The following is a 25,517-nucleotide window of genomic DNA, read 5'->3' on the forward strand; positions in this document are numbered from 1 at the left end:
GATGCGGTTACGCGCGCGTGTTTCAAGGGCGCATGAGATGCCGATTCAGGCTTCGTCACGCGGTCGGGGCCCACCCAGCAGCGGTGGTTCGGGTGGGCGCGGAACCAGACACCCGATGCCGCCGGGCAGGTCCAGCACCACGTCATGGCCCCCGGTGACGCCATAGCCGATCCGCCACGACGACGGGAACAGATCCGGCGGCTGGAAGGCGATATCGACCGCCACGCTGGTCACGGTATCGGCGATCTGCAATGGCGTGCTGGCCGGGGCGTATTCGATGTCCTCGGCCCCGCGCGTGGTGATCACGTTCCTGCGTTGGATCGCTGCCGCCGGCACCGACGCGCGCGGTGCGCCGCGCATCTGGAAAGCACCGTGGAAGCCGCTATCGAGCAGCATCAGGTTGTCCTCACGACCCCGGATCGGGAACCGGACCTGCTGGAATGGCCCCCACAGCGACGAGGTAAAGACCATCCGGCGCGTGCACGCCGCCGGCGTCTGCGCCCCCAGCAGGGTCAGCGTTTCACGCGAGAGCCGGAGCCGGCCCAGCGCGCGCAGCACGTCCAGGCCGATCAGGTTGAGCTCGCGCGCGGCTTCGCTGTTGAAGGAGACATCGCGCACGCGCTGGCCGCCCAGCTCGATATCGATGGGAGCCACCAGACCGGCCTGCTGGATGTCGCCATCGAGGATGCGCGACACCACGAAGTTCTCCGTCACCGTCAGCCTCAGCGACGCCGCCAGCGTGCGGCTGATGTGCGAGCGTGCTGCGCCGGTATCGACGATGAAGGACGCCTCGTGGGTGAACGGACGGCCATCGCGCGTGCCGTGCAGGGTGAGCGTCACCGAGGGCAGCTCGTTGCTGAACTGGATCGGCACCGCCACGTCCTGCCCACGCTCGGCGACCGGCAGCGCGCTGCGCGGCCAGGAGGTGAACGCCGCGAACGTTGGCCGGGTCACATCGGGCACCTCGTCATCGGCCTTGAGCAGCGGCACGATGGTGCGCTGGTAGTCTTCGCGCACGCGCAGCATCAGGCTGGCCCAGCGCCCGATGTCGCCCTCGATCAACGCATTGCCGGCCAGGGTGGATTCGCACAGGAAGGCCATCCCCTGCAGCGCCGGTGGCGCCTCCCGCGTTTCATCCAGGCACTGGCGTGCGGCCCGGTTGGATGCGGCCAGCTCGCCACGGACGCGGTGATAGCCCGCGGCCCCGAGATGACGGCGCGGACCGGACGCATCACTCATGCCGCGCAGGGTCGTCAGCTCCGCGCGGAGCACGGCATCGCTGTAGCCGAAGCCATCGTGGAGCGCCACCGGATCCGCCGCCACGGTGGCCGGCAACATCGCCGCGCACACGCCCGCTACCCACATCCGCATCGCGTCGTCCTCCGTCACCATCCCCGTTCGACCCTAGCACGGGAAGCACGCTGCGCTCACGCCTGCTTTCGGCCGCGCGGGCCATGCTGAGGGCCGGTTCCGTACGGAGTGGCTGCATGCATTACGAACTGTATTACTGGACCGGCATCCAGGGCCGCGGCGAGTTCGTGCGGCTGGCGCTGGAGGATGCCGGCGCCGGCTACACCGATATGGCGCGGGTCCACGGCGATGCCGTGATGCAGCCCTACCTGGACGGCAAGGTCGAGGGCCTGCAGCCGTTCGCCCCGCCATTCCTGCGCACCGGCCGGCAGGTGATCGCCCAGGTCGGCGCGATCCTCGACCACCTGGGACCCGAACTCGGCCTGGTGCCCGATGCCAGCTCACGTCGGCAACAGGCGCTGCAGTTGCAGCTGACCATCGCCGATCTGGTGGCCGAGGTGCATGACACCCACCATCCGATCGCTGCATCGAGGTACTACGACGATCAGAAGCCGGAGGCCAAGGCGCGCGCGGAGTCGATGCGTGCCGAGCGCATGCCCAGGTTCCTGGGGTATTTCGAGAGCGTGCTCAAGCACAATGGCGGGCGGCATCCGCTGCGCGAGCATTCCTACGTCGATCTGTCCCTGTTCCAGCTGCTGAGCGGGCTGGAGTACATGTTCCCGCGCCGCATGCAGGCGCTCTGGCCGTCACTGCCACAGTTGCGCGCATTGAAGGACCGGGTGGAAACCCGGCCCAACATCGCCGCCTACCTGGCGTCGGAACGTCGTTTGGCGTTCAACACCAACGGGATCTTCCGGCATTACCCGGAGCTGGATGGCGAAGCCTGACGTGCCACGCGGAGCGTCAGGTGCGCTCCGCAGGCTGCTTCTGCAGCGACAACAACGCCAGCAGCCCGGCCAGCGCCACATACGCGCCGGTGAACTGCCAGCTGATGATCTTCGGCAGGCCTTCCAGCTGCCACGGCAGGTAGATGCCACCGCGCGGGTCGACCGAGTGGATCAACCCGAACAGGGTCAGCACCGCCGCCACCAACAAGACGCCGGAGGCGCGCAACAGCTTTCCATCGATCATCGCCACCACGGCCGCGATCCACAGCATCGAGGTGATGATGAAGCCGTTACCGAGGGTGAAGATCACCGCCAGCTCCGGCAGGCCATGCCCGTCCAGTGTGGAGGTCATTACCGCCAGCTGTTCCGGTGCGATCCAGCCCGGCGCCTTGATCGCCAGCAGGTAGGCCACCGAGGGCAGGAAACCGAGCACCATCGCACCGGCGTGCTCGCGCGGAGTGGCCTGGAAGGCCTGGGTGGTGATGTCGATCGCCACGTACACGATGATCGGCGCCAGCACCGCCAGCGGCAGCCACTGCACCAGCCCGGAAATCACGCCCAGCATGCCGCCGATGCCGACGAACAGGCCGGTCAGCAGGGTGTACCCGCTGCGCGCGCCCATGTGCTTGTAGGCCGGCTGGCCGATGTACGGCGTGGTCTGCGCGACGCCGCCGCAGAAGCCGGCCACGAGCGTGGCGATGGCCTCCACCAGCAGGATGTCGCGGGTGCGGTAATCATCGCCGGCCGCACGCGCGCTTTCGGAGACGTTGATGCCGCCCACCACCATCAGCAGGCCGAACGGCAGCAGCAGCGGCAGGTAAGTGATCGCGGTCGGCAGGCCGTCGATGAAGCCCAGCGTCGGCCACGGCAGCACCACCTGCGGCGGCACCCACTCGGGTACCTTGAAGCCGGGTGCGCCCAGGCCAGCCAGGCCGAGGCCGTAATACAGCAGGGTGCCGAACACGAAGGCGACCAGCACGCCGGGCGCGCGGATCGGCAGTTTGCGCTTGGCGATCAGCACGTACAGCAGCAGGCCGAGGGTGACGAAGCCGACGACCGGCGAGCGCAGCGTTTCCAGCAGCGGCAGGAAGCCCATCAGCACGATCGCGATGCCGGCGATCGAGCCGAGCAGCGAGGCCCGCGGCAGCGCGCGGGTGACCGCTTCGCCGAAGAAGGACAGGATCACCTTGAGCACGCCCATGATCACCAGCGAGGCCATGCCCAGCTGCCAGGTGGCGATCGCCGCGTCGTGCGGGGCCAGCCCCTGCCCCTTGAAGGCGAGGAAGGCCGGGCCGAGCACCAGCAGCGCCATGCCGATGCTGGTCGGCGCATCCAGGCCGAGCGGCATCGCGGTGACGTCATCGCGGCCGGTACGCGCGGCCAGGCGCCGGGCCATCCAGGTGTAGAGGACGTTGCCGACCAGCACGCCGAAGGCGGTGCCCGGGAACATGCGACCGAACACTACGTCCGCGGGGAACTGGAAGATGCCGACCAGCGCCATCGCGATGAAACCGAGGATCGACAGGTTGTCGACCACCAGGCCGAAGAAGCCATTGAGATCGCCGGCGACGAACCAGCGGGGGCGTCCGGTGGGGACGGGAGCGGAGGCGGACATGCGCGGGGACGGCCGTGGGGAGGGGTAGCCGATGGTAGGGCCTCACCGCCCCCAGTAACAGGCACATGAATGGAACGCCGGAAAACGTCCGCCGATGGAACGCGTCATCGCGCGGCAGGGCCGGCCGCTGGCCGGCTCCCGGTATTGGCTGGAGCCTCCTGAAGAGGCCGGCCAGCGGCCGGCCCTACCCGATCGCGTGGGGATCAGGGCTTGTTGAGGAAGTTGTTCGCCAGCAGGTCCCGCACGTCCCCGACCCGGCCGCTGAGCAGGGCCTTGGCCGCGTACAGGGCGGTACCGGCCACCTGCTTGGCCTCCACCTGCGGCGGCATCACCAGCTCGGTCGGGCTGGTATGCACGTCCAGCAGCGCGGGGCCGGGATGGGCCAGGATGTCCTGCACGGCCTGCTCCAGGTCCTCGGAGCGGGTCACGGTGCGGCCGTAGAAGCCGATCACGTCAGCCAGACGGCCGAAATCCGGATTCTTCGGGTCGGTGTAGTTGTCCAGCAGACCTTCGACTTTCTGCTCCAGCTCGACGAAGTTCAACGAGCTGTTGTTGTAGACCACCACCTTGATCGGCAGGTTCTCCTGCACCGCGGTGAGCAGATCGCCGAGCAGCATCGCCAGGCCACCATCGCCCGAGAGCGAAATCACCTGGCGGCCGGGATACGCCTTCTGCAGCCCCAGCGCCTGCGGCATGGCATTGGCCATCGTGCCGTGCAGCAGACTGGTCAGTGTGCGGCGGCGGCCGTTGACACGGATATGGCGCAGGATCCAGACCATCGGCGACCCGCCGTCGGCGGTGAACAGGGCATCGTCGGCGGCATGCCGGTCGATCAGCGCGGTCAGGTGCTGCGGATGGATCAGCTCGCCCTCGCCCGGCTGCTCTTCCTTGGCCCGGGTGGCCAGCGCCTTCTCGCGGTGCTCGATGCACTCATCCAGGAAGCTGCGGTCGTCGCGTTCGGGCAGCAACGGCAGCAGCGCCTCCAGGGTCGGGCCGATGTCACCCACCACGCCCAGGTTCACCGGGTGCCGGCGGCCGAGATGACTGCCGTCGCGATCGACCTGGATCAGCGTGGCCTTGTCCGGGTAGTACTGGCCCCACGCGAAGTCCGCGCCGAGCAGCAGCAGCGTGTCGCAGGCCATCAGCGTGTGGTACCCGGACTCGATGCCGAAGATGCCGGTCATGCCCATGTTGTACGGATTGTCGTATTCGACGAAGTCCTTGGCGCGCGAGGTATGCGCGATCGGTGCCTTGAGCCGGGCACCCAGCGCGACCAGTGCGTCGTGGGCATGTTCACAGCCCGCGCCGGCATAGATGCCGATGCGCTTGCCCTCGCCGATCAGCGCGGCGATGCGCTGCAGCTCATCGTCCGAAGGGCGCAGCACCGGCTGGGTGTAATGCACCGAGAACGGCGGATCGTGCTTGACCTCCGCTTCGCTGATGTCGGCCGGCAGGATCACCACCGCCACCCCGCGACGGCTGATCGCCGCCTGGCAGGCCAAGGTCACCACGCGGCGTGCCTGCTCCGGGCTGTGCACCTGCTCGCAGAACACGCTGCAGCTGCTGTACACCGCCTTGAAATCGACTTCCTGTGGGAACTCCATGCCCAGCTCGGCGGTGACTACCTGGCTGGCGATCAGCACCATCGGCGCGCGATTGCGATTGCTCTCGAAGATGCCATTGATGAAGTGCAGGCCGCCCGGCCCGCAGGAGCCGGCGCAGGCGGTGAGCTGGCCGCTGATCAGCGACTCGGCACCGGCCGCGAACGCGGCGACCTCTTCGTGGCGCATGTGCACCCACTCGATGTCACTGCGATGGAGGGCATCGGTGACATGGTTGAGGGTGTCGCCGACGATGCCGTAACAATGGCGGACGCCGGCGGCCTGGAGAGTGTCGACCACGATCTCGGCAACACGCTTGCTCATGACAGGACTTCCTCGATGCGGGAGGTCCGATCCTAGCGATGCGCGGGTGACACTGATGTGGTCGGCGCGACGCGCGTCACCGCGCCGCGCCGTGGCAACGCCCGATCAGAACGAGACGTCGACCGCCTGCTTCGCCCACAGCACCGACTGGTGCCCGGTGGCCTGCTTCCATGCCAGGCGGATCGCTTCGATGTCGGCGCGACGCTGCGGGGTGTTCTCGTGCAGCACCACAAGCACCTTGGTGCGCAGGCGGTTCGGCTCGGGCGCGCCGCGGAACAGCCACTGCCCGTAGGCATCGAACACGGTCAGGCCATCCGGGAAGCGCGGGGTGACCTCCTTGTCGAGGAAGGCGCGCCACTGCGCGTCGGTGATGCCCTCGGTCTGCGGGCGGTCGGCGACGCCGCTCTCTTCGCCGACGCCGAAGTACAGCTCGCTGCGGACCCAGCCGGCGGCGGCGTCCGGACGGGCGGCGTCACCCTGCAAGGTGGCGGTTGCGACAGCCGGCGGGGTCGGCTTGGCGGCCGGAGCGGCGGTGGCACAGCCACTGGTGGCCAGGACCAGGGCAATCAGGATGGCGCGGAACGACATGGACAACTCTCCGGGAACACGGGGGCAGGCAGGGGAAGGAGCGTGACGGACATCCGGGTCCGGTGCAGATCGCCAACGGCTATCTGCTGATAACCACGCCGGCGGGACTTGCGCCGCACAGGGCGATCACGCGAAGATAATATATCGCTTCATCCGGATGGATTGGTAGTGCCGACCATGGGTCGGCAACGCCAGCGCCTTCCTCCCCCCCTCCCTCCCCCCTCGTCGTTCTGCTGGAGTCCGCATGTCCCGTCCGTCCGCGTCGCGCCTTGGCCTTGCCATCGCGCTCGTCCTCTCTTCCCCCCTGCTGGCCCAGGACGTACTCGCGCAGGACGCGCCGAACACCGCCACAACGCTGGACACCGTGATCGTCACCGGCACCCGTGCGATCGACCGGACCGTGCTGGAATCCACCTCACCGGTGGACGTGCTCACCGCCGAGGACATCCGCAAGGCCGGCGTGGTCAATGGCGAACTGGGCAGCGCGCTGCAGGCGCTGCTGCCCTCGTTCAACTTCCCGCGCCAGTCCAACTCCGGCGGCGCCGACCACATCCGTGCCGCCCAGCTGCGCGGCCTCTCCCCCGACCAGGTGCTGGTGCTGGTCAACGGCAAGCGCCGCCACAGCAGCGCGCTGGTCAATACCGACAGCAAGATCGGCAAGGGCACCACCCCGGTCGACTTCAACGCGATCCCGGTCAGCGCGATCAAGCGCATCGAGGTGCTGCGCGATGGCGCCGGTGCGCTGTACGGCTCCGATGCGGTGGCCGGCGTGATCAACGTGATCCTCGATGACGCCCCGGAAGGCGGCGCGTTCGAAGCCAGCTTCGGCGCCAACCACACCGACCTCAAGCCGATCGACCGCACCCTCACCGATGGCCAGACCAGCTACGCCAGCGCCAAGGTCGGCACGGCGCTGGGCGATAACGGCGGCTTCCTGCGCGTCGGCCTGGAACTGAAGAACCACGAGGGCACCAACCGCGCCGGCTTCGACCAGATCCCGCCGTGGGACCAGACTCCGACCAACCTTGCCCTGCAGGGCAAGCGCAACTACGAGCTCGGCGATGGCAAGACCCGGGATCTGAACGCCTGGTACAACGCGCAGCTGCCGTTCGGCGAGACCTCCACGTTCTACAGCTTCGCTACGTTCAACCAGCGCGACAGCGAAGGCGCGAACTACTTCCGCTATCCGGACAGCGACGCCAACTGGGCCGAGGTCTATCCGAACGGCTACCGTCCGATCTCCGAGGGCGAGAACCGCGACGTACAGGCCGTGGCCGGCGCGAAGGGCCAGTGGGGTGAATGGAACTACGACGCCAGCCTGGATTACGGTGTCAACACGTTCACCTACCGCCTGCGCAACTCGCTCAACGCCTCGCTGGGCCCGACCAGCCCGACCCGGTTCAAGACCGGCGATTACCGCAATGAGCTGACCGTGGCGAACGTCGACCTGGGCCGCGTGTTCTCCCAGGGCGACACCATCACCCACAGCCTGGGCCTGGGCCTGGAAGCGCGCCGCGACCACTACGAAACCCGCCCCGGTGACCCGACCAGCTATGCCGCCGGCCCGTTCACGGATCGCCCGACCGGCTCGCAGGCCGGTGGTGGCCTGACCCCGCAGGATGCGACCTCGCTGTCGCGTGACGTCGTCAGCGCCTACGCCAGCCTGTCGAGCCAGTTCGGCGAGCATTTCTCCAGCGATCTGGCGGCACGGTACGAGCACAGCGATGACTTCGGTGGCGAGCTGACCGGCAAGCTGGGCCTGCGTTACGAGTTCACCCCGGCGTTTGCGCTGCGCGGTGCGATCTCCAACAACTTCCGTGCCCCGTCACTGGCACAGATCGGCTACGAATCCACCTCCACCGGCTACAACGCCGCCGGCCAGCTGGTGCAGGGCCGCGTGCTGTCGGTCAACAATCCCATCGCGCGTGGCCTGGGCGCCACCGATCTGAAGCCGGAGAAGTCGCTCAATACCAGCCTGGGCTTCACCAGCCGCATCGGCGACCACTTCGACGTCTCGCTGGACTTCTTCCAGATCGACATCGATGACCGCATCGCGCTGTCGGAAAGCATCACCGGTGATGCGCTGACCGATTACGTGCAGCAGCAGTTCGGCACAGCCGGCCTGCAGAGCGCCAGCTTCTTCGTCAATGCCGCCGATACCCGCACCCGCGGCGCGGAACTGGTGAGCAACTGGCGGCAGTCGCTGGGCGATGGCGAGCTGGTGCTGACCGGTACGTATGCCTACACCAAGACCACGCTGAAGAACGTGCTCGCCACCCCGCCGGGCCTGCTCGCCCTGGATCCGGACTACGTGCTGTTCGGCGTGGAAGAGACCAATACGCTGACCGATGCCACCCCGCGTACCCGCGCCGCACTGGCCGCCAGCTGGGCCAACGACCACTGGTCGCTGAGCAGCCGTCTCAGCCGCTATGGCAGCGTCACCCGGGTGTTCAACTTCGGCGATGGCTACATCCCGCGCCAGACCTACGGTGCCGAGTGGCAGCTGGATGCCGAGGTGGAGTACAAGATCACCCCGCAGTGGAGCGTGGCGCTGGGTGGACAGAACCTGACCGACAACTATTCGGACCTGTCCAACGACGACATCTACTACTTCGGCAATCTGCCGTATGACGTGCTGTCACCGATCGGCAGCAATGGCGCGTACTACTACGGGCGCGTGCGGTATACGTTCTGACCGGTGGTGCAGCCGACCGGCGGTCGGCTCTACCGGATGGGTGCAGCCGACCAACGGTCGGCTCTACCGGTGGTGAACGGGGAGGCGGCGTGGCGCGATGCCATGACCTGGCAATCACATCCGCGCTGGCATGTTGGTCACCATGGCCAACGACTTCCCCCAACGTCCGCCGCCGCCGCTGCTGGACGATGCCTGTGCGCTGTTCCTGGACGTGGATGGCACGCTTATCGAATTCGCGGACGACCCCGAGTCGGTCGCGCTCCTGCCTGATGTGCGTGAGGCGATCGGGCGCATCAGCGATCGCCTGGACGGCGCGGTCGCGCTGATCAGCGGCCGGCCGCTGGCGCAGCTGGACAAGCTGTTTGCGCCCCTGAGCCTGCCCGCCGCCGGCCTGCACGGCCACGAGCTGCGCAACCATGAGCAGCGCGCGCAGAGCGGTGATCCCTCCGCCGATACCAGCGAGTGGCTGCATGCCCTGCACCAGCAGGCGATGCGCTTCGCGCATGGCTATCCAGGCGTGCTCGTTGAAGACAAGGGCCGCAGCCTGGCCCTGCATTGGCGCGGTGCACCGCATGCGGCCAATGATGTACGCGCCTTCGCCGAGCGGCATATCCGCGGGCATGGCGGCTACCGGCTGCAGCCCGGCGACCATGTGATCGAGTTCCTGCCCGAAGGCAGCGACAAAGGGCGTGCGATGCGGCAACTGATGCTGCAGCCGCCGTTCCGTGATCGCATGCCGGTGTTCGTCGGCGATGACCTCACGGATGAATTCGGCTTCGGCGCGGCCAATGACCTGCATGGCTGGAGTGTGCTGGTCGGTGCGCGTGAACCCAGCGATGCGGTGTTCTCGCTGCCGACGGTACGCAGGGTGCACGCCTGGCTCCGCGAGAATGCCTACTGATGCCTTGATTCCAAGGCCCCCTGACGCCGCGCGCAGGTCTCCCCCACCGGTGTGCCGCCGCGGCATGACACGAGACTTCCTGCATCATGAGCGAACCCGATCTGAATCTGGGCGTGGTCGGCAATGGCAGCTTCGGCGCGCTGATCGACAAGCACGCGCGCGTCGTCTGGAGCTGCCTGCCGACCTTCGACGGCGACCCGACCTTCTGCGCCCTGCTCGGCCCCAATCAACAGGAAGGCGGTGACTTCGGCATCGAGCTGGAGGACATGGTCGACAGCGAGCAGAGCTACCTGACCAACACCGCCATCCTGCGCACCGTACTGCGCGACAAGCATGGCGGCGCATTGGAAATCATCGATTTCGCGCCGCGCTGGCGCCAGAACGACCGCTTCTATCGGCCGGTCAGCCTGATCCGCCAGGTCCGCCCGCTGTCCGGCAACCCGCGCATCATCGTGCGCGCGCGGCCGCTGGCCGACTGGGGCGCGCGCGTCCCGGATTCGACCTGGGGCAGCAACCACATCCGCTGGGTCCTGCCCGACCACGTGCTGCGCCTGACCACCGACGTGCCGCTGCGGTTCGTGCGCGACGGCCTGCCGTTCGTGCTCAGCCATCCCGTGCACCTGGTGCTCGGCGTGGACGAGTCGCTCAACCGCTCGCTCAGCGGCTACGTGCAGGAGTCCTTCCAGCGCACCCGCGACTACTGGCGCGAATGGGTACGCTATCTGTCGATCCCGCTGGAATGGCAGGATGCGGTGATCCGCAGCGCGATCACGCTCAAACTCTGCCAGTACGAAGACAGCGGCGCGATCATCGCCGCGATGACCACCTCCATCCCGGAAGCGCCCGGCAGCATCCGCAACTGGGACTACCGCTACTGCTGGCTGCGCGATGCCGCCTTCGTGGTACGTACGCTCAACCGCCTCGGCGCGACCCGCACCATGGAGCAGTTCCTGGGCTACATCTTCAACCTGGCGACCGCCGATGGCAGCCTGCAGCCGCTGTACGGCATCAGCTTCGAGGCCAAGCTGGAAGAAAGCGAAGTCCCGTCGCTGTCCGGCTACCGCGGGATGGGGCCGGTGCGTCGCGGCAACCTGGCCTGGGTGCAGCGCCAGCACGATGTCTACGGCAGCGTGGTGCTCGCGTCCACGCAGCTGTTCTTCGATCGCCGCCTGCAGGACCCGGGCGATGCGCACACCTTCGCGCGGCTGGAGCCGTTGGGCGAGCAGGCGTTCACCCTGCACGACGTGCCCGATGCCGGGCTGTGGGAATTCCGCGGCCGCACCGAAGTGCATACCTACACCAGCGCGATGTGCTGGGCCGCCTGCGACCGTCTGTGCAAGATCGCGGTGCGGTTGAAGCTGGATGACCGCGCCAGTTACTGGCGCGAACGCGCCGACATCATCCATGCGCGGATCATGCGCGAGTCGTGGAGCGACGAACTCGGCCATTTCACCGATACGTTCGGCGGCCACCGGCTGGACGCCTCGCTGCTGCTGCTGGCCGACATCGGCTTCATCGAGGCCAACGATGCGCGCTTCGTCGCCACCGTCGAGGCCATCGGCCGCGATCTCAAGCATGGCAACGCGCTGTACCGCTACGTGGCACCGGATGATTTCGGCGAGCCGGAAACCAGTTTCACCATCTGCACCTTCTGGTACATCGATGCGCTCGCGGCGATCGGGCGCATGGAGGAAGCACGCGACATGTTCGAGATGCTGCTGGAGCGGCGCAACCATCTGGGCCTGCTCTCGGAGGATCTTGCCTTCGACAGCGGCGAGGCCTGGGGCAACTTCCCGCAGACTTACTCGCACGTGGGCCTGATCACCGCCGCCATGCGCCTGTCGCGCAGCTGGCAGGAGGCGTCATGAGCCGTCTGGTCGTCGTCTCCAACCGGGTCGCCGTCCCCGGTGAATCGCGTGCCGGCGGTTTGGCCGTCGGTCTGCTCGCCGCGCTCAAGGAGCGTGGTGGCCTGTGGTTCGGCTGGAGTGGCAAGTCCGTCCGCGACAACAGTGGCGCCCTGCACGAGCAGGTCGACGGTGACATCCGCTACGTCACCATGGACCTCAACAAGCGCGACGTGGACGGTTACTACAACGGCTTCGCCAACCGCACGCTGTGGCCGCTGCTGCATTTCCGGCTGGACCTGGTCGACTACGACCGCGCCACGCGCGAGACCTATCGGCGCGTCAACGCACTGTTCGCCGAAAAGCTCGCGCCGCTGCTGCGCGAGGACGATATCGTCTGGATCCACGATTACCACCTGATCCCGCTGGCCTCGCTGCTGCGCGAACGCGGCATCGGCTGCCGGATCGGCTTCTTCCTGCACGTGCCGATGCCCTCGGCCGACCTGCTGCAGGCGATGCCGGACCACCTGCGGCTGTTCTCCAGCCTGTACGCCTACGATCTGGTCGGCTTCCAGACCCAGCGCGACGCGGACCGTTTCCAGTCCTATGTGCGGCTGTTCGGTGGCGGCCGGGTGCTGCCCGATGGCGAACTGGAGGCCCCCGGTGGCCGACGCTTCCGCGCCGCGGCCTTCCCGATCGGCATCGATACCGAGTTCATCGCGCGCCAGGCCAAGGCCGGGGCGAACAAACCGGCAGTCAAGGACCTGCGCGGCAGCCTGCGCAATCGCCAACTGGCGATCGGCGTGGATCGCCTCGACTACTCCAAGGGCCTGCCGGAGCGCTTCCAGGGCTTCGAGCGCTATCTGGAGCGCCACCCGGACCAGCACGGCTCGCTGACCTACCTGCAGATCGCCCCCGTCTCGCGCGGCGATGTCACCGAGTACCGCCAACTGCGCGGCCAGCTGGAACAGATCGCCGGCCACATCGACGGCGGGCATGCCGCGCCCGACTGGACCCCGCTGCGCTACGTCAACCAGAACTTCACCCATGCCACGCTGACCGGGTTCTACCGGGCGGCGGCAGTGGGCCTGGTGACCCCGTTGCGCGACGGCATGAACCTGGTCGCCAAGGAGTACGTCGCCTCGCAGGACCCGGAAAATCCAGGCGTGCTGGTGCTGTCACTGCTGGCCGGCGCCGCCGATGAACTGAAGCAGGCGCTGCTGGTCAATCCGCATGACCTGGATGGCGTGGCCGATGCGATCGCCACCGCCGCGACGATGCCGCTGAAAAAGCGCGTGGAGCGCTGGCAGGCGATGATGGATCACCTGCGCACCTACGACATCAACCATTGGCGGCAGACCTATCTGCAGGCGCTGGAAGGCTGATGATGGCACAGCGCGCGGACGCCATCGAACACGATGCCCGCATCGGCGGCCGGTTCACCTGCCGCCCGCTGGGAATTCAGGGTGCGATCCACGCCAGGGTCGCCATGCGCCCGGTGCGGCGATCACGCCGGTGCGAATAGAACCGCTGTGGGTCGGCCAGCGTGCAGTACTGCCCGCCACTGATGTGGGCCGGGTCTAGCCCGACGCCCTGCAGGCGACGGCGGGCCAGTGCGTACAGGTCCACCTTCCAGTGCCCCGGCCGGGTCGCCACGAAGGCAGCCGCGGCGCCCTCGTCGCGCTCGACGAAGGCCTCGAACACGTCCTCGCCGATCTCATACAGCGCCGGTCCCGCAGCCGGGCCCAGCCAGGCCTGCAGCTGCGCGGCCGGGGTGCGCATGGCCGCCACGGTGGCTTCCAGCATGCCGTCGGCCAGCCCACGCCAGCCGGCATGGGCGGCGCCGATCTCGCCGCCATCGCGCGCGGCGAACACCACCGGCAGGCAGTCCGCGGTGAGGATGGCCAGCACCACCCCCGGCGCCGAGGTCACGGCGGCGTCCGCGGTAGGTTCGGCCTCCACGCCGATGGCCGTTGGCGGCGCAGTGAAGCGCCGCACGCCGGTACCGTGCACCTGGCGCAGCCAATGCGGCGCCGAGGGCAGGCCCAGCCCGGGCACCAGCAGGTCGCGGTTACGCTGCACCTGCTCCGGATCGTCGCCATCGGCGGCGTAGCGGTTGCCCATGTTGAACTGGTCGAACGGCACCACCGAACGGCCCGCGCCGTAGCGCAGCGTGGTCAGCGCATGGACCCCGGTCGGGGCCTGCCAGTCGGCTGGCAGCACGGGCACGGTGGCGTCCATCAGCGGCGGTTGCGTTCCTGCTCGGCGAAGCGCTTGCTGTCTTCGCGCAGGGCGTGCAGCAGGGCCTGCATGTCGGCCGGCGGCGGCGCGCTGTTGGTGATCTTCTCACCGGTGATCGGGTGCACGAACTCCAGCGTTTCAGCGTGCAGCGCCTGACGCTTGAAGCCACGCAGTTCGGCGACCAGTTCCTCGCTGGCGCCCTTGGGCAGTTTCAGCGCACCGCCATACAGCTGGTCGCCGATGATCGGGTGCCGCAGGTGCGCCATGTGCACGCGGATCTGGTGGGTACGGCCGGTTTCCAGGCGGCACTCCAGCGCGGTATGCGCACGGAAGCGCTCCCGCAGGCGGTAATGGGTGATCGCTTCCTTGCCGTCTTCACGCACGGCCATGCGGATGCGGTCGCGCGGGTGGCGGTCGATGCCGGCGGTCGCGGTGCCGCCGGAGACCAGCGCACCCACCACCACCGCAAGGTACTGGCGGTGCACTTCACGGGCGGAGAGCTGCTCGACCAGCGCGGTCTGCGCCTGGATCGTGCGGGCGATCACCATCACGCCGCTGGTGTCCTTGTCCAGGCGATGCACGATGCCCGCGCGCGGCAGCACCGACAGCGAGGGGTCGCGGAACAGCAGCGCGTTGACCAGGGTGCCGGTCGGATTGCCCGCGCCGGGGTGGACCACCAGGCCGACCGGCTTGTTGATGACGAACACATGTTCATCCTCGTACAGCACCTCCAGCGGGATGTCCTCCGGCTCGGCATGGGTCTGGGTGTCGAGCACGACGTGCAGGCTGGCCACCTCGCCGCCGCGCACCGGGTCGCGCCCGCGCACGGTATCGCCGTCCAGCAGGACGTCGCCGGACTTGATCCACTCGGTCAGCTTGGACCGGGAGAATTCGGGGAACAGCTCGGCCAGGACCGCGTCGAACCGGCGGCCGGCGGCGGTATCGGGCACGATGGCCTGGCGGGGGGAATCGGAATCAGCAGGGGTATCGGACATGGGGGCACACCGCAATGGGGACAATTTTGGGGTCCGGGCGACCAGTTTCAGTCGCGGGACAGGCCACTAGGCTATCATCGACCCTTCGTATTCCAGCCGCGTCCCGCCCTGACCCCATGATCCGACGCTCCGTTATGCTGTCCGCGCCCGTCCGCCTCGCCGCCCTGATGCTGGTGCTGCTCTTCGTCGCCACCGGCTGTCACCGCGGTACCAAGGGCAAGAATCCGGATGAAGGCCTGCCGGTCGAAACGCTCTACGAGAAGAGCCACAAGCTCATGGAAGGGGGGAACTGGAGCGGTGCCGAAGCCAGCTTCCGCCGCCTGGTAGCCCAGTACCCGTACGGCCCGTATACCGAACAGGCCATGATCGAAAGCGCCTACGCGCAGTACAAGGCCGGCAAGCACGATGACGCGGTGTCCAGCGTGGACCGCTTCATCCGTACCTACCCGACCCACCGCAACATCGCCTACATGTACTACCTGCGTGGCCTGGCCAATGGCAATCGCGACACGGTCTTCCTGCGCCGCGTCTGGTCGCTGGACCCGAGCCGCCGCGACCTGTCCAGCCCGCGCCAGGCCTATGCCGATTTCACCATCGTCACCGAGCGCTACCCGAACAGCCGCTACGCCGCCGATGCGCGCCAGCGGATGATCGCCCTGCGCGACGTGTTCGCCCAGTACGAGCTGGACAACGCCCTGTATTACCTGCGCCGCGAGGCGTACGTCTCGGCCGCGGGCCGCGCCAACTTCCTGCTGGAGAACTACCCGCAGAGCGCGTTCCAGTACGACGCCGTGGCTGCCCTGGGTGAGGCCTACACCCACCTGGGCAACAAGACCCTGGCCGACGATGCCCGCCGCGTGCTCGAGCTGAACCAGCCCGACCACCCGTGGCTGCAGGGCAAGTGGCCGAAGTACCCGTGGATGGTGCGCAAGCTGAACCCGTTTGCCGGCGAGAAGTCCGCCAGTACCGGTGAACGCAACGCCACGATGAACCGCAAGTAATAAAAAAGGCCCCGAAAGGGGCCTTTTTCATTACCCGGCGGCGACGCCGACGGTGGTGTCGCGGCAGCGACGCCGGTAGAGCCGACCGTTGGTCGGCTGCTCTCCGCACCCCGGGCGCCCTTCCCCGGCCGCCCTTCGCCGCCCGCTCCACGCTCCACGCCCCTGCGCCGACCAACGGTCGGCACCCACCGGCGGGCCTCTCAGCCCTTGTACCCGTTGCTGATCGGATACCGCCGCTCGCGCCCGAACGCCCGCCGCGAGACCTTCGGCCCCGGGGCGGCCTGGTGGCGCTTCCACTCGCTGGTGCGCACCAGGCGCAGCACACGGTCCACCACCTCGGCGGCGTACCCGGCGGCCACGATCTCCTCGCGCGACTGCTCCTGGTCCACGTAGCGGTACAGGATGCCATCCAGCACGTCATAGGCCGGCAGCGAATCCTGGTCGGTCTGGTTGGCCCGCAGTTCGGCCGAGGGCGGGCGGGAAATCACCGCCGGCGGGATCACCGGGGCCCCGCCCACGGTATTGCGCCACTTGGAGAGCCCGAAGACCTCCGTCTTGTACAGGTCCTTGAGCGGGGCATAGCCGCCGCACATGTCGCCGTAGATGGTGGCGTAGCCCACCGCGTACTCGCTCTTGTTGCCGGTGGTCAGCAGCAGGCCGCCGAACTTGTTGGACAGCGCCATCAGGATCACGCCACGGCTGCGCGACTGCAGGTTCTCTTCGGTCACATCCGCCGCCTGGCCCTCGAACATCGGGCCGAGCGCGGCCATCAGGCCCTCGAACACCGGCTCGATCGAGACCGCCTCCAGCTTCACGCCCAAGGCGCGGCATTGCTCGGCCGCCAGATCGTTGGACATGTCCGCCGTGTAGCGCGACGGCAGCCGCACCGCGGTAACGTTGGCCGCCCCCAGCGCGTCCACCGCCATCGCCAGCACCAGGGCCGAATCGATGCCCCCGGACAGGCCGAGCCAGACCTTCTTGAAGCCGTTCTTGCGGCAGTAGTCCTGGATGCCCCGGGTGACTGCGCGCCAGGCCAGCGCGTCCATGCTCTCATCGCCGTCGTCGATCCACTCGCGCGGCAGGAAGCGGCGCGCATCGGCGTCGTAGTCCACGACCAGCCACTGGTCGGTGAAGGCCGCGGCCGCCGGGTGCACCGTGCCGTCGCCGTCAGCGACGACCGAGGCACCATCGAACACCAGCGCGTCCTGTCCCCCCACCACGTTGAGGTAGGCGATCGCCGCCCCGCTCTCACGGGTGCGCTCGGCCAGCAGCGCATCCCGCTGGGCATGCTTGCCGCGCTCATAGGGCGACGCATTGGGCACCACCACCAGCTGCGCGCCGGCGCGGACCGTATCGGCCAGTGGTTCGGCGAACCACAGGTCCTCGCAGACCAGCACGCCGACCGGCACGCCCTTCAGCTCGAACACGCAGCTGCCGCCGTCCGGATCGACATCGAAATAACGGCGCTCATCGAACACCGCGTAGTTGGGCAGCTCGCGCTTGCGGTAGGTGTGCTCGACCTTGCCATCGCGCAGCACGCTGGCCGCGTTGTAGACCACCGCGCCAGCGGCCTGCGGCCAGCCGACGACCGCGGCGATGCCGGTGGTGGCGGCGGCGATGCGCGCCAGCGCCTGCTGGCAGTCATAGAGGAAGCCCGGGCGCAGCAGCAGATCCTCCGGCGGGTAGCCGCTGATCGCCAGTTCCGGGAACACCACCAGCTCGGCACCGTACTCATCGCGCGCCTCGGCGATCATCGCGATGATGTTGCCGGTGTTCTGCGCCACCGCGCCAACCGGGAAATCAAACTGCGCCAGGGCAATGCGGAGCGACGTCATGGGGTTCCAGCCTGTGGTTGTACTGCGCTCATTGTAGTGCCGGCCGCTGGCCGCCAACCATGCACGCATGCTGCGTCATGCGGCGCCGGTAAGCGGCCGGCACTCCGCGGATCGGGCGATGGCCGTTTTCGCGATCACGCAAACGCAGAAGGCCGCCCGGAGGCGGCCTTCTGTTTCAGACAGCCGACCAACGGTCGGCTCTACCGGCAGCTGACCAACGGTCAGCGCTACCGGACGTCGGCCGCGGGTGCGGCCGGCGTCTTATTTCACCAGCTTGGCGATGGCAGCGCCCAGGTCGCCCGGCGAACGGACGGTCACGACGCCAGCGGCTTCCATGGCGGCGAACTTGCCTTCCGCGGTGCCCTTGCCGCCCGATGCGATCGCACCGGCGTGGCCCATGCGCTTGCCGGCCGGAGCCGAGGCGCCCGCGATGAAGCCGACGACCGGCTTCTTCACGTGGTTCTTGATGTACTCGGCACCGGCTTCTTCAGCGTCGCCGCCGATTTCGCCGACCATGATGATGCCTTCGGTCTGCGGATCTTCGTTGAACAGCTTCAGGCAGTCGACGAAGTTCAGGCCGTTGATCGGGTCACCACCGATGCCGATGCAGGTGGACTGGCCCAGGCCGACTTCGGTGGTCTGCTTGACCGCTTCATAGGTCAGGGTGCCCGAACGCGACACGATGCCGATCTTGCCCGGCTGGTGGATGTGGCCCGGCATGATGCCGATCTTGCACTCACCCGGGGTGATGACGCCCGGGCAGTTCGGCCCGATCAGCACGGTGTCCGGATGCGAACGGGTCAGCACGTTCTTGACGCGCAGCATGTCCAGCACCGGGATGCCTTCGGTGATGCAGACGATGACCTGGATGCCGGCAGCAGCGGCTTCCAGGATCGCGTCGGCCGCGTACGGCGGCGGCACGTAGATGACCGAAGCGTTGGCGCCGGTGCTCTGCACGGCGTCGGCAACGGTGTTGAAGACCGGCAGGTCGATGTGGGTGGTGCCGCCCTTGCCGGGGGTCACGCCGCCAACGACCTGGGTGCCGTACTCGATCATCTGAGTGGCGTGGAAGGTGCCCTGCTGGCCGGTGAAGCCCTGCACGATCACCTTGGTGTTCTTGTTAATCAAAACAGACATGGGAATTCCTTGGTGTCGGTATCAGGCGGCGTTCTTGACAGCTTCAACGATCTTCTTGGCGCCATCGTTGATGTTGTCAGCCGGGATGATGGCCATGCCGCTGTCGCGCAGCAGCTGCTTGCCTTCTTCCACGTTGGTGCCTTCCAGGCGCACCACGACCGGAACCTTGACGCCCACTTCCTTCACGGCGGCGATGATGCCTTCGGCAATCATGTCGCAGCGGACGATGCCGCCGAAGATGTTGACGAAGATGCCTTCGACCTTGTCCGAGGACAGGATCAGCTTGAAGGCTTCAATGACGCGCTGCTTGTTCGCACCGCCGCCCACGTCCAGGAAGTTCGCCGGCTCGCCGCCGTTGAGCTTGATGACGTCCATGGTGGCCATGGCCAGGCCGGCGCCGTTCACCATGCAGCCGATGTTGCCGTCCATGGTGACGTAGTTGATGTCCAGCTCCGACGCGATCACTTCGGTCGGATCTTCCTGCGTCTTGTCGCGCATGGCGACCAGCGCCTTCTGGCGGAACGCGGCGTTGTCGTCGCTGTCGAACTTGCCGTCCAGCGCGTACAGGTTGCCGTCGTCCAGGATCGCCAGCGGGTTGATTTCAACCAGGGCCAGGTCCTTTTCGTTGAACAGGCGGTACAGGTTCACCATGATGCTGGCGAACTGGCCGGCCTGCTTGGCGGTCAGGCCCAGCTTGAAGCCGAAATCACGGCCGTGGTAACCCTGCACGCCTTCGACGAAATCGACGTTCAGCGAGTGGATCAGCTCCGGGGTTTCAGCAGCGACCTGCTCGATCTCCACGCCGCCTTCCGAAGAGGCGATGTAGGTGATGGTCTTGGTGCCACGGTCGACCAGCACCGACAGGTACAGCTCTTTGACGATCTCGCCGGCGGTGGTCACCAGCACCAGGTTGACCGGGAGTTCGACGCCGGCGGTCTGGTAGGTGGCCATCTTGGTGCCGAGCATCTTGGCCGCAGCGGCCTTCACGTCGTCGGTGGTCTTGCAGAACTTGACGCCGCCAGCCTTGCCGCGGCCGCCAGCGTGGATCTGCGCCTTGACCATCCAGGGGCCCTGGCCCAGGGCGTTGGCAGCTTCAACCGCTTCGTCCGGGGTAGCCGCGACCTTGCCGGCCGGAACGGGAATGCCGTACTCGGCAAGCAGCTGTTTTGACTGGTATTCGTGGAAATTCATGCGTCACCGTGGGAATAGGAACGACCGCACGCATCTCCAAGGCTCCCTCACGGGGGCGCCGGTAAGGACCGCGGCGGGCCCACTATTGTGGACGACCCGGCGCGCAGGCGCAAAGAAGTCAGTCCCAAGACACCGGCGCGGAGCCGTTTCCGGCGCAATTTCAGACAGTTGCGGGCGGTGCCGGAAACGGCCCTCCAGGCCCTTGGCGGCACCGCCGCGCAGCCGGTCGCCACCGGTACACCGTCCGGCCTTCACACGCCCCGCCCCGGCCACCGGCCCCCAAACCCGGCCGGACGCCCTACACTGGCCCCATGCCAGAAGGGGAGTTCCGGCGTGTCACCCAGTGCTTCATTGATCGACCGCATCGAATCGATACCGCGGCGCGAACTGTATTTCTTCGCGCTGTACCGCCTGCTGATGGCCACCGTCATCGGCGCGCTGCTGTTCAGCCCACTGAGCGGACTGGTCGGCTCCGCCGACCACCCGAAGCTTGCGACCATCGTGGCCAGCGGCTACCTGCTGGTGGCGGTGCTGGTGCTGCTGTTCGGGCGCAACGAGCGCTGGCTGCGCACCATCGTGGTGTGGAGCGTGGCCGCCGACATCATCGCCGCCACCCTGCTCGCCCATGCGCTACCCGGGGCCAGCGCGGGCATCTCGATGTCGCTGTTGTTCAACATCGCTGCCGCTGCGACCCTGCTGCCGCTGAGCATGGGGCTGGGCCTGGCCGCGGCCGCCAGCGCCGCGACGGCAGGTGAGTACATCTGGAAACAACTCGAAGGCGGTGACCCGACCCGCACATTGGCCGAACTGGCCATGTTCGTCACCAGTTACCTGGCCGTCGCCTTCATCAGCTACCAGGTCGGCAACCGCGCCCGCATGAACCAGCAGCTGGCCAACCAGCGCGGCGATGAAGTGGCCAACCTGTTCCAGATCAACGAACTGATCATCCGCCGCATGCGCACCGGCGTGATCGTGGTGGACGGGGCCAACCGCATCACGCTCGCCAACGAAGCCGCCTCCACCCTGCTCGGCGATGCCGACGGCAACAGTGGCAGCGGCCGGCTGGAACTGGGCAGTGCCGCGCCGGAACTGAGCCGCCGACTGCTGCGCTGGCGCAACGGCTGGACCAACGAGGAGATGCCGCTGCAGCTCTCCCCCGACCAGCCCGAAGTGCAGCCACGGTTTGCCCGTCTGCTGGCCGGCAGCGACCTCACCCTGGTGTTCCTGGATGATTCCACCGTGGTCTCGCGGCGAGCCGAGTCCTTGACGCTCTCGGCGATGGGCCGTTTCTCCGCCAGCCTGGCCCATGAGATCCGCAATCCGCTGGCGGCGATCAACTACGCCGCCCAGCTGCTGGAGGAATCCACCGATATCGGTGACACCGACCGCCGCCTGCTGCAGATCATCAACCAGCAATGCCAGCGCACCAACGGCATCGTTGAAAGCGTGCTCGGGCTGGCACGGCGCGAGCGCGCCAATCCGGAAAACGTGGACCTGGCCTCGTTCGTGCGTCGCTTCGTGCTGGAGTACAAGCAGGGCCTGTCGCTGGAAACCGACAGCGTGGAGCCGATCATCAGCGAGACCTCGGTGCACGCCCTGGTCGACCCGCGCCACCTGCACCAGATCCTCACCGTACTGGTCCACAACGCGCTCAAGTACGGCCGCGTGGCCGAAGAGCCGGCGCGCGTGCGACTGCGCGTGGCGCGCCAGGACCGCACCGCCATCATCGATGTGATGGACCGCGGCCCCGGCATTCCCGAGACGGTGGCCAGCCAGCTGTTCCGCCCGTTCTTCACCACCTCCGAGCACGGCACCGGCCTGGGCCTGTACATCGCCCGCGAGCTGTGCCGCGCCAACCAGGCGCGGTTGGAGTACGTCTCGGTGCCCGCCGGTGGTGCCTGTTTCCGGCTGGTGCTGGCCGGCCCGCACACGATGATGGCCGGATGAGCAGCGCATACCAGAACGCCACCGTCAAACATTTGTCGCCAACGACCGCCCTCGGCTATCTTCCTTCCTTATGAATGACACCCGCAGCGCCCTCGTCGTCGATGACGAGCGTGACATCCGCGAACTGCTGGTACTGACCCTGGGCCGCATGGGCCTGCGCATCAGCACCGCGGCCAACCTCGCCGAAGCCCGTGAGCTGCTGGCCAGCAATCCGTACGATCTGTGCATCACCGACATGCGCCTGCCCGATGGCAACGGCATCGAACTGGTCACCGAAATCGCGCAGCACTACCCGCGCACGCCGGTGGCGATGATCACCGCGTTCGGCAGCATGGACCTGGCGGTGGAAGCCCTGAAGGCCGGCGCGTTCGATTTCGTCAGCAAGCCGGTCGATATCTCGGTGCTGCGCGGCCTGGTCAAGCACGCACTGGAACTCAACAACACCGAGCGCGCCGCACCCGCCCCGCTCGCCCCGGAACAGGCCGCGCGCCTGCTCGGTGATTCGCCCTCGATGGATGTGCTGCGCGCCACCATCGGCAAGGTCGCGCGCAGCCAGGCCCCGGTCTACATCCTTGGTGAATCCGGCGTCGGCAAGGAACTGGTCGCACGCACCATCCACGCGCAGAGCGCACGCGCGCCCGGCGCGTTCGTGCCGGTCAACTGCGGTGCGATTCCATCCGAGTTGATGGAAAGCGAGTTCTTCGGCCACAAGAAGGGCAGCTTCAGCGGCGCACATGCCGACAAGCCCGGCCTGTTCCAGGCCGCGCATGGGGGCACCCTGTTCCTGGATGAAGTGGCCGAGCTGCCGCTGCAGATGCAGGTCAAGCTGCTGCGCGCGATCCAGGAGAAATCGATCCGTCCGGTCGGCGCCGCCGCCGAGGTGCCGGTTGACGTGCGCATCCTCTCGGCCACGCACAAGGACCTGGGCGAGCTGGTCGAAGATGGCCGCTTCCGCCACGACCTGTACTACCGCATCAACGTGATCGAACTGCGCGTGCCACCGCTGCGCGAGCGCCGCAGCGATCTGCCCGCACTGGCCGCCTCGATCCTGGCCCGGCTGGCCCGTACCCACGGCCGCCCGACCCCGTTGCTGGCGCCCTCGGCGCTGGAAGCGCTGGCGCAGTATCAGTTCCCCGGCAACGTGCGCGAGCTGGAGAACATCCTCGAGCGCGCCCTGGCCCTGGCCGAGGAAGACCGCATCGGTGCCAGCGACCTGCGCCTGCCGCAGAACGCACCGCGCTTCGGCGCCGGCAACGCGCCGGCCACGCAGGAAGAAGCCGTGGTCGACCTGCCGGCCGGCAATGGCGCGCTGCCCTCCTACATCGAGCAGATGGAACGCACCGCGATCCAGAAAGCGCTGGAAGAGAACCGCTGGAACAAGACCCGCACCGCGGCGCAGTTGGGCATTACCTTCCGGGCGCTGCGGTACAAGTTGAAGAAGCTGGGGATGGATTGAGTAGCCAGCGCTCGATGCAAAACAAAAAGGCCCGCTTGCGCGGGCCTTTTTTATCTACGGACGCAGTTCAATCCTTGGTCACGCGGTTGATCTCGGCCAGACCCGTCACACCGGCCGCGGCCTTGATCAAGGCCGACTGCCGCAGATCATTGACCCCGGCCAGCTGCGCGGCCTCGGCGATCTGCAGCGCATTGCCCCCGGCCAGCACGATGGTCGAGATCTCATCGGTCATCGGCATCACCTGGTAAAGACCGGTACGGCCCTTGTAACCTTCGGTGCACTCATCGCAGCCGACCGGCTCGAACAGCTTGATCCCCGCATCCAGCTGGGCCTGGGTGAAGCCTTCGGCCAGCAGCGCATTGGCCGGCAGTTCCACCGGGCGCTTGCAGTTGTTGCACAGCCGGCGCGCCAGGCGCTGCGCGATCACCAATGTCACCGAGCTGGTGATGTTGTACGGCGCGATACCCATGTTCATCAGGCGCGCGATGGTCTGCGGCGCATCGTTGGTGTGCAGCGTGGAGAGCACCATGTGGCCGGTCTGCGCCGCCTTGATCGCGATCTCGGCCGTTTCCAGGTCGCGGATTTCGCCGACCATGATGATGTCCGGATCCTGGCGCAGGAACGAGCGCAGCGCCGCGGCGAAGGTCATGCCGCGCTTGACGTTCTGCTGCACCTGGTTGACGCCGGGCAGGCGGATTTCGACCGGGTCTTCCGCGGTGGAGATGTTGCGGGTTTCATCGTTGAGGATGCCCAGCGCGGTATACAGCGAGACCGTTTTACCCGAACCGGTCGGGCCGGTGACCAGCACCATGCCATACGGCTTGTGGATCGCATCCAGGAACAGTTTCTGCTGGGCCGGCTCGTAACCGAGCTTGTCGATGCCGAGCTTGGCTGCGCTGCCATCGAGAATACGCAGCACCACCTTCTCGCCGAACAGGGTCGGCAGGGTGCTGACGCGGAAGTCGATCTGGCGGGTCTTGGAGAGGTTGAGCTTGATGCGCCCATCCTGCGGCACCCGCTTCTCGGCGATATCCAGCTGCGCCATCACCTTCAGGCGCGCGGCGATGCGCTGGTTGAGCTTGACCGGGGCCTTGGCCACGTTCTTGAGCAGACCATCGATGCGCAAGCGCACCCGATAGTCGTCTTCGTAGGGTTCGAAGTGGATGTCCGAGGCGCCTTTGCGGATGGCGTCTACGAGGACTTTGTTGACGAACTTTACGACAGGGGTGTCGTCGCCCTTGGCGTCGATACCAGAGTCGCTAATACCACCCTCTTCGTCGCCCGCCGAGACGTCCAGATCCCCCATTTCGTCATCGGTCCCGAGCGCCGAACCAAGCGTGTCCTGCTTGGACTGCCACTGCTCCAACGTGCGGCGAATCTGATCTTCATCCACCAGGATCGGCTCCACCACCAGATTGGTGTGAAACTTGATCTCGTCCAGAGAATGGGTGGGATTGCTAGTACCGATGAACAACTTGCCGCCACGTTTGAACAGCGGCAGCACATGATGCTTGCGAAGGAGCTCTTCGCTCACCAGTCCCATTGCATTCTGGCTGTTGTCGAACGCTGACACATCCAGCAATGGCATACCAAACTCAAGCGCGTTGGCGGCAGCCAGCTGGGCGCCAGTGACCAACTTTCTCTGGGCAAACCATTGAGGCAGGGGCAAACGAGCCGCAGCAGCCTGTGCCATCGCCTCCCGAGCCACAGCCTCATCAATGGCACCGTCCTGGACCAGACGCCGTGCAATTCCGGTTATCCCGACAAGATTTGCGGAGCCATTGACTACTGCATTCATAACCTTCTCCACCGACCCGTAATATGCGACAAAGCGCAGAGCCCGCCAGCATGAACTGCAGCGCGTGCGATCAGAGCAATACTACAAGAAAAGGCAGCCGAGCTTCCCGCTGACGGCCCAGTATGATCCGCTCTTGCTATCTCTTAGATG

At 67.1% G+C, this 25,517-nt stretch carries 18 protein-coding genes; 8 read left to right on the forward strand and 10 right to left on the reverse strand.

What is annotated here, in order from left to right:
- Positions 1-45 precede the first annotated feature (45 nt).
- The gene (locus AC07WC_RS05430) at positions 46-1,371 is read right to left on the reverse strand and encodes a retropepsin-like aspartic protease (RefSeq protein WP_495209084.1); all 1,326 of its coding nucleotides are present in this window, start codon (positions 1,369-1,371) and stop codon (positions 46-48) included.
- 116 nt (positions 1,372-1,487) lie between these two features.
- On the opposite strand from AC07WC_RS05430, the gene AC07WC_RS05435 reads away from it, so the two are divergent.
- Entirely contained in the window at positions 1,488-2,198 is a 711-nt protein-coding gene (locus tag AC07WC_RS05435) for a glutathione S-transferase (RefSeq protein ID WP_495209085.1), read from the forward strand.
- A gap of 16 nt (positions 2,199-2,214) precedes the next feature.
- Here AC07WC_RS05435 and AC07WC_RS05440 read toward each other — a convergent pair whose 3' ends face one another.
- The 3 genes from AC07WC_RS05440 to AC07WC_RS05450 all read right to left on the reverse strand — a co-directional run bounded on the left by AC07WC_RS05440 (position 2,215) and on the right by AC07WC_RS05450 (position 6,326).
- The gene (locus AC07WC_RS05440; protein WP_495209086.1) at positions 2,215-3,813 is read right to left on the reverse strand and encodes a SulP family inorganic anion transporter; all 1,599 of its coding nucleotides are present in this window, start codon (positions 3,811-3,813) and stop codon (positions 2,215-2,217) included.
- Between the two features lie 203 nt (positions 3,814-4,016).
- Positions 4,017-5,738, reverse strand: a complete 1,722-nt coding sequence (locus AC07WC_RS05445) for a thiamine pyrophosphate-dependent enzyme (protein ID WP_495209087.1) — start codon at positions 5,736-5,738, stop codon at positions 4,017-4,019.
- Positions 5,739-5,843: 105 nt separating this feature from the next.
- The gene (locus AC07WC_RS05450; RefSeq protein ID WP_495209088.1) at positions 5,844-6,326 is read right to left on the reverse strand and encodes a DUF3574 domain-containing protein; all 483 of its coding nucleotides are present in this window, start codon (positions 6,324-6,326) and stop codon (positions 5,844-5,846) included.
- A 244-nt stretch (positions 6,327-6,570) separates the two neighbouring features.
- Between AC07WC_RS05450 and AC07WC_RS05455 the strand changes: the two genes are divergently transcribed.
- From AC07WC_RS05455 to otsA, 4 genes are all read left to right on the forward strand, one after another.
- On the forward strand, positions 6,571-9,021 hold the full coding sequence (locus AC07WC_RS05455; protein ID WP_495209089.1) for a TonB-dependent receptor plug domain-containing protein: 2,451 nt from the start codon (positions 6,571-6,573) through the stop codon (positions 9,019-9,021).
- Positions 9,022-9,163: 142 nt separating this feature from the next.
- Positions 9,164-9,922: a trehalose-phosphatase gene (gene otsB / locus AC07WC_RS05460; protein WP_495209090.1), complete on the forward strand. Its 759-nt coding sequence runs from the start codon at positions 9,164-9,166 to the stop codon at positions 9,920-9,922.
- 86 nt (positions 9,923-10,008) lie between these two features.
- On the forward strand, positions 10,009-11,790 hold the full coding sequence (locus AC07WC_RS05465; RefSeq protein WP_495209091.1) for a glycoside hydrolase family 15 protein: 1,782 nt from the start codon (positions 10,009-10,011) through the stop codon (positions 11,788-11,790).
- Positions 11,787-13,151, forward strand: a complete 1,365-nt coding sequence (gene otsA / locus AC07WC_RS05470; RefSeq protein ID WP_495209092.1) for an alpha,alpha-trehalose-phosphate synthase (UDP-forming) — start codon at positions 11,787-11,789, stop codon at positions 13,149-13,151. The genes AC07WC_RS05465 and otsA overlap by 4 nt, the downstream gene beginning before the upstream one ends.
- Positions 13,152-13,227: 76 nt before the next feature.
- Here the strand turns inward: otsA and pgeF are convergent, their stop codons facing one another.
- Complete coding sequence (gene pgeF / locus AC07WC_RS05475) at positions 13,228-14,007, reverse strand: peptidoglycan editing factor PgeF (protein WP_495209093.1); 780 nt, start codon at positions 14,005-14,007, stop codon at positions 13,228-13,230.
- A complete protein-coding gene (rluD, locus tag AC07WC_RS05480) occupies positions 14,007-15,002 on the reverse strand; it encodes a 23S rRNA pseudouridine(1911/1915/1917) synthase RluD (RefSeq protein ID WP_123730367.1) in 996 nt (331 codons plus the stop codon). Before rluD ends, pgeF begins: the two co-directional genes overlap by 1 nt.
- Positions 15,003-15,118: 116 nt before the next feature.
- On the opposite strand from rluD, the gene AC07WC_RS05485 reads away from it, so the two are divergent.
- On the forward strand, positions 15,119-16,003 hold the full coding sequence (locus tag AC07WC_RS05485) for an outer membrane protein assembly factor BamD (protein WP_088433876.1): 885 nt from the start codon (positions 15,119-15,121) through the stop codon (positions 16,001-16,003).
- 200 nt (positions 16,004-16,203) lie between these two features.
- Here AC07WC_RS05485 and AC07WC_RS05490 read toward each other — a convergent pair whose 3' ends face one another.
- From AC07WC_RS05490 to sucC, 3 genes are all read right to left on the reverse strand, one after another.
- Positions 16,204-17,838 (reverse strand): NAD+ synthase, encoded by a 1,635-nt coding sequence (locus tag AC07WC_RS05490; RefSeq protein ID WP_495209094.1) that lies wholly within the window; start codon positions 17,836-17,838, stop codon positions 16,204-16,206.
- Between the two features lie 261 nt (positions 17,839-18,099).
- Positions 18,100-18,975 (reverse strand): succinate--CoA ligase subunit alpha, encoded by an 876-nt coding sequence (sucD, locus tag AC07WC_RS05495; protein ID WP_019183943.1) that lies wholly within the window; start codon positions 18,973-18,975, stop codon positions 18,100-18,102.
- Positions 18,976-18,996: 21 nt separating this feature from the next.
- Complete coding sequence (sucC, locus tag AC07WC_RS05500) at positions 18,997-20,166, reverse strand: ADP-forming succinate--CoA ligase subunit beta (RefSeq protein ID WP_495209095.1); 1,170 nt, start codon at positions 20,164-20,166, stop codon at positions 18,997-18,999.
- Positions 20,167-20,499: 333 nt separating this feature from the next.
- Here sucC and AC07WC_RS05505 point away from each other — a divergent pair, with 333 nt between their 5' ends.
- Positions 20,500-22,113 (forward strand): sensor histidine kinase, encoded by a 1,614-nt coding sequence (locus tag AC07WC_RS05505; protein WP_495209096.1) that lies wholly within the window; start codon positions 20,500-20,502, stop codon positions 22,111-22,113.
- A 70-nt stretch (positions 22,114-22,183) separates the two neighbouring features.
- Complete coding sequence (locus AC07WC_RS05510) at positions 22,184-23,569, forward strand: sigma-54-dependent transcriptional regulator (RefSeq protein WP_495209097.1); 1,386 nt, start codon at positions 22,184-22,186, stop codon at positions 23,567-23,569.
- A gap of 67 nt (positions 23,570-23,636) precedes the next feature.
- Here AC07WC_RS05510 and pilB read toward each other — a convergent pair whose 3' ends face one another.
- On the reverse strand, positions 23,637-25,367 hold the full coding sequence (gene pilB / locus AC07WC_RS05515) for a type IV-A pilus assembly ATPase PilB (protein WP_495209098.1): 1,731 nt from the start codon (positions 25,365-25,367) through the stop codon (positions 23,637-23,639).
- Positions 25,368-25,517: the final 150 nt, after the last annotated feature.

The organism is Stenotrophomonas sp. GW821-FHT01H02A (assembly GCF_059422145.1).